This is a genomic window from Saccharothrix lopnurensis, from assembly GCF_042658445.1.
GTDB classification, from domain to species: domain Bacteria; phylum Actinomycetota; class Actinomycetes; order Mycobacteriales; family Pseudonocardiaceae; genus Actinosynnema; species Actinosynnema lopnurensis.
Window position 1 is genome coordinate 219,094 of record NZ_JBHSQO010000008.1, and the last position, 9,306, is coordinate 228,399.

The window sequence follows — 9,306 nt, forward strand, 5'->3', positions numbered from 1 at the left end:
ATCCCCGGTAAAGTCGTTCTCCGGCGGTTCCGCGGTCGCGATCGCCGGAGACTGCCCGACCGGTCCCCGCCGGGTGTGAGCGCAGTCGTTCCCACCCCCTTGGAGGACCACTCAGTGCGTTCGCGTCCCGCCGGTGCCCGCCGGTGACCCTCGTCCACGACACCACCGCGCCGGTCGACGCGCCGGCGCTGTTCCGCGCCGGCCCCGCAGCCCCCGCGCGCACCCTGCTCGACGTGCTCGCCGACACCGCGCGCCGGTACCCCCACTCCCCCGCCCTGGACGACGGCACCGCCCCGCTGACCTACCGGGACCTGCTCGACGAGGTCGACGCGCTGCGCCGGGAGCTCGTCGCGGCGGGCATCGGCGTCGGTGACCGGGTCGGCGTCCGGGCCCCGTCCGGCACGGCCCGCCTGTACGTGGCGGTGCTGGCCGTGCTGGCGGCGGGCGGCGCGTACGTGCCGGTGGACGCCGACGACCCGGACGAGCGCGCCGAGCTGGTGTTCGGCGAGGCCGGTGCCTGCGCCGTGCTCGGCGAGCGGCTCACCCTCCGGGGCACGCCCACGGGCGCGGTCGGGACGCCCGGTCCCGACGACGACGCGTGGATCATCTTCACCTCCGGTTCCACCGGCAGGCCCAAGGGCGTCGCGGTCACGCACCGCGCGGCCGCCGCGTTCGTCGACGCCGAGGCCCGGCTGTTCCTGCCCGAGGACCCGATCGGCCCGGACGACCGCGTGCTGGCCGGCCTGTCGGTCGCGTTCGACGCCTCCTGCGAGGAGATGTGGCTGGCCTGGCGCCACGGCGCGTGCCTGGTGCCCGCGCCGCGCGCGCTGGTGCGCACCGGGTTCGACCTCGGGCCGTGGCTGGTGGAGCGCGAGATCACCGTGGTGTCCACGGTGCCGACGCTGGCCGCGCTGTGGCCGGTGGACGCGCTGGACGACGTGCGGCTGCTGATCTTCGGCGGCGAGGCGTGCCCGCCGGAGCTGGCCGAGCGGCTGGCCGTGGACGGCCGCGAGGTGTGGAACACCTACGGCCCCACCGAGGCGACCGTGGTGGCGTGCGCCGCGCGGCTGACCGGCGCGGGCCCGGTGCGCATCGGGCTGCCGCTGGACGGCTGGGAACTGGCCGTGGTCGACGCCTCCGGCGCGCCGGTGCCGATGGGCGGCTCCGGCGAGCTGGTGATCGGCGGCGTCGGCCTGGCCCGCTACCTGGACCCGGCCAAGGACGCGGAGAAGTTCGCGCCGCTGCCCGCGCTGGGCTGGTCGCGCGCCTACCGCAGCGGCGACCTGGTGCGCGCGGAGCCCGAGGGGCTGCTGTTCCTCGGTCGCGCCGACGAGCAGGTCAAGCTGGGCGGGCGGCGGATCGAGCTGGGCGAGGTGGACGCGGCGCTCCAGGCGCTGCCCGGCGTCGCCGGCGCCGCCGCCGCGGTGCGCTCCACCAGGGGCGGCAACCAGGTCCTGGTCGGGTACGTGGTCGCGGGTCCCGACTTCGACCGGGCCGCCGCGGCGGCCCGGTTGCGCTCGGCGCTGCCCGCGGCGCTCGTGCCGCTGCTGGCCGCGGTGGACGCGCTGCCCACCCGCACCTCCGGCAAGGTCGACCGCGCGGCCCTGCCGTGGCCGCTGCCCGGCGCGGACGACGCCGCGCCCACCGGGCTGGTCGGCACCGAGGCGTGGTTGGCCGAGCAGTGGGCCGAGGTGCTCGGCTCCCGGGTGGGCGACCCCGGCGCCGACTTCTTCGCCCACGGCGGCGGCAGCCTCGCGGCCGCGCGGCTGGTGTCGCTGATCCGCGCCCGCCACCCCGGCGGCTCGGTCTCCGACATCTACCAGCACCCGACGCTGCGGGCGCTGGCCGCGCGGCTGGACGAGCTGTCCGGGCACCGGGCCACCACCCGCGAGGTCGCGCCGACACCGCGGTGGACCGGCGCGCTGCAACTGCTGCTCCTGGTGCCGCTGACGAGCCTGGTCGGCGCCCGGTGGTCGGTGCTGCTGGCCGCCCTGGGCACCGCGCTCGGCCTGACCGCGCCGGTGTCCTGGTGGTGGATCGCCGCCGGCTGGCTGCTGTTCGTCAGCCCGCCCGGCAAGATCGCCATCGCGGCCGGCGGCGCCCGCCTGCTGCTGCGCGGCGTGCGGCCGGGCACCTACCCGCGCGGCGGGCACGTGCACCTGCGGCTGTGGACAGCCGAACGGCTCGCCGGGTTCAGCGGCGCGACCGAGCTGGCCGGGTCCTGGATCACGCACTACGCCCGCGCCCTGGGCGCCCGGATCGGCCCGGACGTCGACCTGCACTCGCTGCCGCCGGTGACCGGCCTGCTCAAGCTCGGCAAGGGCAGCGCGATCGAACCCGAGGTCGACCTGTCCGGGCACTGGCTGGACGGCGACCGGCTGCACGTCGGCCGCATCCGGGTCGGCGCGGGCGCGGTCGTCGGGGCGCGCAGCACCCTGTTCCCCGGCGCCCGGATCGGCAAGCGGGCCGAGGTCGCGCCCGGCTCCGGCGTCACCGGTTCGGTGCCCACCGGTCAGCGGTGGGCGGGTGTGCCCGCCACGCGCGACGGCAAGGCCGCCCGGCCCGGACCCCGCCCGCCGCGGTCGCGCCGGTGGCGGTTCGCCTACGGGGTGACCACCTCCGCGCTGGGGCTGCTGCCCGCGGTGGCGGCCGCGCCGGCCGTGCTGCTGGTCGTGCGCGAACCGCTGACGCCGGTCTCGGCGCTGCTCGCCGCGCCACTGGCCGCGGTGGCGTGGCTCGGCACCTACGCGCTGCTGGTGCTGGTGTCGGTGCGGCTGCTCGGCCTCGGGCTGCGCGCGGGCACCTACCCCGTCCACAGCCGCGTCGCCTGGCAGGCGTGGGCCACCGAGCGGCTGATGAACATGGCCCGCGTCGCGCTGTTCCCGCTGTACGCCAGCCTGTTCACGCCCGTGTGGCTGCGCGCGCTGGGCATGAGGGTCGGCCGCCGGGTCGAGGCGTCGACCGTGCTGGCCCTGCCGAAGATGACCACCATCGGCGACGGCGCGTTCCTCGCCGACGACACCATGGTGGCCTCCTACGAGCTGGGCGGCGGGCGGCTGCGCATCGCCGCCGCGCGGGTCGGCAAGCGGGCGTTCCTGGGCAACTCGGGCATGACCGCGCCCGGTCGCGCGGTGCCGAACCGCGGCCTGGTCGGCGTGCTGTCGGCCACCCCGCGCAAGGCCAAGGCGGGCAGCTCCTACCTGGGGATGCCGCCGATGAGGCTGCCGCGCGCGGCCGAGGAGGGCGACCAGAGCCGCACGTTCGACCCGCCGCGCCGGCTGGTGGTGGCGCGGGCGCTGGTGGAGCTGTGCCGGGTCGTGCCGGTGATGTGCCACGTGGCGCTGGTGATCGGCGTGCTGCTCGCGGTGCGCGAGGTGGGGCCGCTGCTGGCCGGGCCGGTGCTGCTGGCCGCGGGCGTGGTGGCGTGCGCGGTGGCGGTGGCGGCGAAGTGGCTGCTGGTCGGCCGGTTCCGGACGCGGGAGCACCCGCTGTGGAGCGGGTTCGTGTGGCGCAACGAGCTGGCGGACACCTTCGTCGAGGTGCTGGCGGTGCCGTGGCTGATCGGCTCGGCCGGCGGGTCGCCGGTGATGGGTCTGTGGCTGCGGTCGCTGGGCGCCCGGGTGGGCCGGGGCACGTGGGTGGAGTCGCACTGGTTCCCCGAGTCGGACCTGGTGCGCCTGGGTGACGGCGCGACGGTCAACCGGGGGTGCGTGGTGCAGACCCACCTGTTCCACGACCGCATCCTGCGCCTGGACCGGGTCGAGCTGGCCGCCGGCGCGACGCTGGGCCCGCACGGCATCGTGCTGCCCGGCGCGCGGGTGGGCGAGCACGCCGCGGTCGGCCCGGCGTCGCTGGTCATGGGCGGCGAGCACGTGCCGGCGGGCACGCGGTGGCTGGGCAACCCGATCTCCGCGTGGCGATGACCGATCCGTACCTGCCGGACCACGGCGACGACGGGTACCGGGTCGGGCACTACGACCTGGAGCTGGACTACCGGCCGCACACCGGGCGGTTGGCGGGGCGGGCGGTGCTGTCCGCCGTCGCGGAGGCCCGGTCGGACCGGCTGGTGCTGGACTTCGGCCCGCTGGCGGTGAGCCGGGTGCTGGTCGACGGCAGGCCCGCCCGGTTCACCCACGGCGGCGGCAAGCTGCGCGTGCGCCCGCAGCGGCCGGTGGCGGGACCGTTCACCGCCGAGGTCCGCTACGCGGGCACCGCGCGGCCGGTCCGCACGCGCCACTGGGGCGAGCTGGGTTGGGACCAGCTCACCGACGGCGCGCTGGTGGCCAGCCAGCCGGTCGGCGCGCCGTCCTGGTTCCCGTGCAACGACCTGGTGCGGGACCGGGCGACCTACCGGATCGCGGTCACCGCGCCGTCGGCCTACACGGTGCTGGCCAACGGCGTGCTGGTCGACGGGCGGGTCGGCGGCAGCACCACCACGTGGGTCTACGAGCAGACCGAGCCGATGGCGACCTACCTGGCGTCGGTGCAGGTCGGGGTGTACGAGCGGCTGGTGCTGGCCGACGGTCAGGACCTGCACGCGCCGGCCCGGCTGCTGCGCGCGGCCCGGTACGACTTCGCCCGGCAGCCGCGGATGGTGGAGGTCTTCGAGGGGCTGTTCGGCCCCTACCCGTTCCGCCGGTACCAGGTCGTGGTGACCGACGACGAGCTGGAGGTGCCGGTCGAGGCGCAGGGCATGTCGGTGTTCGGCGCCAACCACGTGGACGGGCGGCGGGGCTGCGAGCGGCTGGTGGCGCACGAGCTGGCGCACCAGTGGTTCGGCAACAGCGTGGGCCTGGCCCGGTGGCGCGACATCTGGCTCAACGAGGGCTTCGCCTGCTACGCGGAGTGGCTGTGGGCGGAGCGCTCCGGCGGTCCGGGCGCCGCCGTGCAGGCGGCGCGGGCGCACGCGCGGCTGTCGCGGCTGCCCCGGGACCTGCGGCTGGGCGACCCGGGCGTGGCGAACATGTTCGACGACCGGGTGTACGAGCGCGGGGCGCTGGTGCTGCACGCGTTGCGGGACCGGGTGGGGGACCAGGACTTCTTCGCCGCCGTGCGGGACTGGACCGGGACCTTCCGGCACCGGACCGCCACGACGGCGGATTTCGCGGCGGTGGTGCAGCGGCACACGGCCCTGCCGCTGGAGGCGTTCTTCCGGGCGTGGTTGGAGGACTCCGCGCTGCCGGCGCTGTGAGGGGGCGGCCGACGCGGTGGAGTGGGCGTGGTGAGGGGGCGCGGTCGGCGCGGTGAGGACGGCCGGTGGCAACGGCCGGCCCTGTGGGCGCGGTCGGCCCGATGAGGGGCGGCCGGCCCCGCGCCGACGGCCGGTCCGGTGGCGGCGCGACCCCGGCGGGTGGGGCACCGCCTGGCCGGTGCCCCACCCGCCGGCTCCCGCCGGCCCGGACTACGGGGTGACCGGTCCGAGCAGGTGGTTGCCCGGCGCGTCCGGGTCGGCGCTGAGGTAGAAGTCGGAGATGGCCTGGCGGAACTCGGCGTGGCTGATCTCGCCGTTGCCGTCCAGGTCCAGCTTCGCGAACGCCGCGCTGGAGTGCTCCCTCGGGATGCCGAGCACGTCGTACAGGCGCACGTACTCGTCGTGGCTCAGGACGCCGTCCTCGTCGGTGTCCAGGGCGCGGATCACCGCGTCGGCGATCGCCATGACCGCCCTGTCGAAGTGCTCGGGCGCGGTGACGTTGACCAGCATGACGGTGGTGAACTCCTCGCGGGAGATCCTCCCGTCGCCGCCGGTGTCCCCGTGCTCCAGCACCAGTTCCCACCACGCGTCGAAGGCGTCGTGGATGGCGGCGGCGGTGGCGTGGTCGTCCTCGTGGGCCACCCGGGCGAACATCCGGGCGGTGGCCTGGAAGTCGTCCCTGGTGAGGTGACCGTCCCGACCCTGGTCGAACCAGTCGAAGACGATGCTGAACTTCTGGTCCTTCAGGACACTGGTCATGGCGTGAACCCCTGGTCCACCCGGTGCGCCCACCACGGCGATCGGCGCGGTACGGGGGACTCTCGCGAAGATCCGCGCGCGCCGCCCGGCCACACCGCATCCTTCACCTCCGCAGGTGAATCCCATCCGGCCATCGGTGGTCCGACATGCTTCGATTTCACCGGAACGGGGTAGATGTCCGTTTATGACGGGTCGAGTGGTGGTGTTCGCGCCGTCGCCGGAGCTCACGGTGACGGTGGAGGAGCTGGACGGTGCGCCGGACATCCACGTCCACGCGGGTGGCCAGGGCGTGTGGCAGTCGAGGATGATCGAGTCGCTGGGGTCGGAGGTCGTGCTCTGCGCGGCGCTGGGGGGTGAGACCGGGCACGTGCTGCGCCACCTCATCGGCGTGGAGCTCAAGGTCCGCGACGTCGCCGCGCGCAACGGCGGGTACGTGCACGACCGCCGCGACGGCGGGCGCGACCAACTGGTGCGGATGCCCGCGGACGCGTTGACCCGCCACGAGCTGGACGACCTGTACGAGATGACGCTGGTCGAGGGCCTCAACGCGGGCGTGGCCGTGCTCAGCGGCCCCGCCGAGCACGACGAGCCGGTGCCGGACTCGGTGTACGAGCGGCTGACCCGCGACCTGGGCGGCAACGGTTGCCGGGTCGTGGTGGACCTGTCCGGCGGGCGGCTCGCCGCGGCCCTGGAGGGCGGCCCCGACGTGGTCAAGATCAGCCACACGGAGCTGGTGGCCGACGGCTTCGCCGAGTCCGACGAGCTCGCCGACCTGGCGCGGGGGTGCCGGGAGATCGCGAAGTCGGGCGCGCGGGCGGTGGTGGTCTCCCGGGCGGCCGACGAGACGCTGGCCCTGATCGAGGACTCGTTCTTCCTCGTCGAGGTGCCGGAGCTGTCCCCCGTGGACACCCGGGGCGGCGGCGACTCGATGACCGCCGGGCTGGCGGCCGGGCTGTCCCAGGGCCGGTCGCTGGAGGAGTCGCTGCGGCTGGGCGCGGCGGCGGGCGCGGTCAACATCACCCGGCACGGCCTGGGCACCGGCAGCGGCGACGTGGTGAGGGAGCTGACCGAACGGGTAACCCTCAAGCCATGGGACGCGGAGTGAGGGTGCTCATCACCAACGACGACGGCATCGACTCCCCCGGTCTGCACGCCTTGGCGCGCGGGGCCCGGGACCACGGGTGGGACGTGGTGGTGGCCGCGCCCGAGCGCGAGGCCAGCGGCACCAGCGCGGGCCTGACCGCCGCCGAGGACGACCGGCGGGTGCGGGTGACCCGGCAGGAGCTACCCGGCCTGCCGGACGTGCCCGGCTTCGCGGTGGCCGCCCACCCGGGCCTGATCGCCCTGGTCGCGGCGCAGGGCGCGTTCGGCGACCCGCCGGACGTGGTGCTCTCGGGCGTGAACCGGGGCGCGAACGTGGGCCGGGCGGTGCTGCACTCGGGCACCGTCGGCGCGGCGCTGACCGCGTCGATCAACGGCGCGCGGGCCATGGCCGTGTCGCTGGACGTGCCGCTGGGCGAGGGGGCCGAGCACCACTGGGACGCCGCGGTCGCGGTGGCGGCGCGGCTGTTCGACCGGCTGGCCGCGCTGCCGCCGGGCGCGGTGCTCAACCTCAACGTGCCCAACCGGCCCGGGGTGGACGAGCCGAAGCGGGCGAGCCTGGCGGAGTTCGGCGCGGTGCAGAGCCGGGTCAAGGACACCGACGACGGGTCGATCGACCTGACCTCGGTGCTGGTGGAGGGCGACCTGCCGCCGGGCAGTGACGCGGCGCTGCTGGCCCAGGGCCACCCGACGGTGACGCCGCTGCGGTCGGTCAGCGAGGACACCGGGCTCGACCTCTAGTCGGTCGCGGGCGGCGCCTCGGCCCCCGTGGAGAGGACCTCGCGGGCCTGCTCGGCGGCGCGGGTGATGCTCTCGCCGACGAAGTCGACGAAGCGGGCAATGCCCTCCAGGCGGACGGCGGCCGGGGTGGCGGGGCCGAGGACCCCGACGCCCCGCCGCGCGGTCTCGGCGAGCTCGGCGTGGGACCGGGCACTGGCGATCATCGACTGGTACCAGACGTCGTTGTCGGCGACGTAGCGCTCGCGGCGGCGTTCGTCGCGCTCCCGCCGGACGAGGCCCTGGCCCTCTAGGAACGTGATCGCCTTGGAGATCGACGCCGGGCTGACCCGGAGGCGCTGGACGAGTTCGGACGCGGTGAGGCTGCCCGCGTCGGTGGTGTAGAGGCAGGTCAGCACCCGGGCCATCATCCTGGGCAGGCCCTGTCGCACGAGCAGGGCGGTGAACGCCTCCTCGTACTCGCGCACGGCCTCGGCGTCGCGCCCGTGGGGTTGCGCGGGCGCCTGCGACCCCCCGGGTGTGGTCCGGCTGCGGCGGCGCGCGCGGTGCTCGGTGGCGCGGCAGACCACGGTCGACCTCGTCGACGGGGTCCTGCGGATCGGGGCATCGGCGAAGAACCAGCTCTTCGGCAGCTCCGGGGCCGTCGAGGTGACGGTCAAGCTGCCCGCGGGCTCCCGCGTCGAGGCGAAGGCCGCCAGTGCCGGGTTCCGGGGCGTCGGGCGGCTGGGCGACGTCGCCTTCGAGGGCGCGCACGGCTCGGTCAAGCTCGACGAGGCCGCGAGCCTCCGCCTGACCACCCTCTCCGGTGACGTCTCGGTCGGTCGCCTCACCGGCCCCGCGGAGATCAGCACCGGGAAGGGCGACATCCTGATCACCGGGGCCGTGCGCGGCACACTCGTGCTGCGCACCCAGGACGGGGACGTGTCGGTCGGGACCGCCGCCGGGGTGTCCGCCTCGCTGGACGCGGGCACCACCCTGGGCCGGATCCACAACGCGCTCAGGAACACCGGGGGCGTCGCGGAGCTCAACATCCACGCGACCACCGCCCACGGTGACATCGCCGCCCGCAGCGCCTGACCGGAGGGGAACGACGATGAGCACCGGGCCGGGGACTGGTTCCTCGGCCGACCGGTCCGATGCCGGCGACCTCGTCACCGGCCACAGGTGCGCCGACCGCGGGCATCACGCGTCGGAGGACACGCTCCAGTCGTCCGGAACGGGCTCCGCGATCGGCTCGGCCCGCTCGCGGTCGGCCGGGGACGCGGTACCGGTGATCAGGTCCGGACCGCCCCACTGGGAGCCGTCGGACGTGACCAGTCGGTGCTTGCCCATGGTGTTACCTCCACTTGATCCTCGGACAAGTACCCCGTTCGAGCCACACAACACTCGAACGGCCTATGGCCCGCCTCACAGAGGCGGGCCACGGGCTGCGGAGCGTGATCATCCCGCGTAGTGCACGTCCGGCCACGGTGGGGTGGTCATGCCGTTGCCGATGTGGAAGGAGGGGTGTGGGGGTT

At 75.6% G+C, this 9,306-nt stretch carries 8 protein-coding genes; 5 read left to right on the top strand and 3 right to left on the bottom strand.

The window, feature by feature from the left end:
* Positions 1-143 precede the first annotated feature (143 nt).
* Positions 144-3,923 (top strand): Pls/PosA family non-ribosomal peptide synthetase, encoded by a 3,780-nt coding sequence (locus ACFP3R_RS11200; protein WP_380635246.1) that lies wholly within the window; start codon positions 144-146, stop codon positions 3,921-3,923.
* Positions 3,920-5,191: a M1 family metallopeptidase gene (locus ACFP3R_RS11205; RefSeq protein ID WP_380635247.1), complete on the top strand. Its 1,272-nt coding sequence runs from the start codon at positions 3,920-3,922 to the stop codon at positions 5,189-5,191. Before ACFP3R_RS11200 ends, ACFP3R_RS11205 begins: the two co-directional genes overlap by 4 nt.
* Positions 5,192-5,401: 210 nt before the next feature.
* On the opposite strand, the gene ACFP3R_RS11210 is transcribed toward ACFP3R_RS11205, so the two are convergent.
* Entirely contained in the window at positions 5,402-5,950 is a 549-nt protein-coding gene (locus ACFP3R_RS11210; RefSeq protein WP_380635249.1) for an EF-hand domain-containing protein, read from the bottom strand.
* Positions 5,951-6,134: 184 nt separating this feature from the next.
* On the opposite strand from ACFP3R_RS11210, the gene ACFP3R_RS11215 reads away from it, so the two are divergent.
* Both ACFP3R_RS11215 and surE read left to right on the top strand, forming a co-directional pair.
* The gene (locus ACFP3R_RS11215) at positions 6,135-7,055 is read left to right on the top strand and encodes a 1-phosphofructokinase family hexose kinase (RefSeq protein ID WP_380635250.1); all 921 of its coding nucleotides are present in this window, start codon (positions 6,135-6,137) and stop codon (positions 7,053-7,055) included.
* Positions 7,040-7,792 carry a 5'/3'-nucleotidase SurE gene (surE, locus tag ACFP3R_RS11220; RefSeq protein WP_380635252.1) on the top strand — a complete coding sequence of 251 codons (753 nt, stop codon included), beginning with the start codon at positions 7,040-7,042 and terminating at the stop codon, positions 7,790-7,792. The genes ACFP3R_RS11215 and surE overlap by 16 nt, the downstream gene beginning before the upstream one ends.
* Here the strand turns inward: surE and ACFP3R_RS11225 are convergent.
* Positions 7,789-8,256 (bottom strand): GbsR/MarR family transcriptional regulator, encoded by a 468-nt coding sequence (locus tag ACFP3R_RS11225; protein WP_380635253.1) that lies wholly within the window; start codon positions 8,254-8,256, stop codon positions 7,789-7,791. The two genes, surE and ACFP3R_RS11225, sit on opposite strands and share 4 nt — an antisense overlap.
* A 52-nt stretch (positions 8,257-8,308) precedes the next feature.
* Here ACFP3R_RS11225 and ACFP3R_RS11230 point away from each other — a divergent pair, with 52 nt between their 5' ends.
* A complete protein-coding gene (locus ACFP3R_RS11230; RefSeq protein WP_380635255.1) occupies positions 8,309-8,866 on the top strand; it encodes a DUF4097 family beta strand repeat-containing protein in 558 nt (185 codons plus the stop codon).
* A 105-nt stretch (positions 8,867-8,971) separates the two neighbouring features.
* Here ACFP3R_RS11230 and ACFP3R_RS11235 read toward each other — a convergent pair whose 3' ends face one another.
* Positions 8,972-9,121, bottom strand: a complete 150-nt coding sequence (locus ACFP3R_RS11235; protein WP_380635256.1) for a hypothetical protein — start codon at positions 9,119-9,121, stop codon at positions 8,972-8,974.
* Positions 9,122-9,306 lie beyond the last annotated feature (185 nt).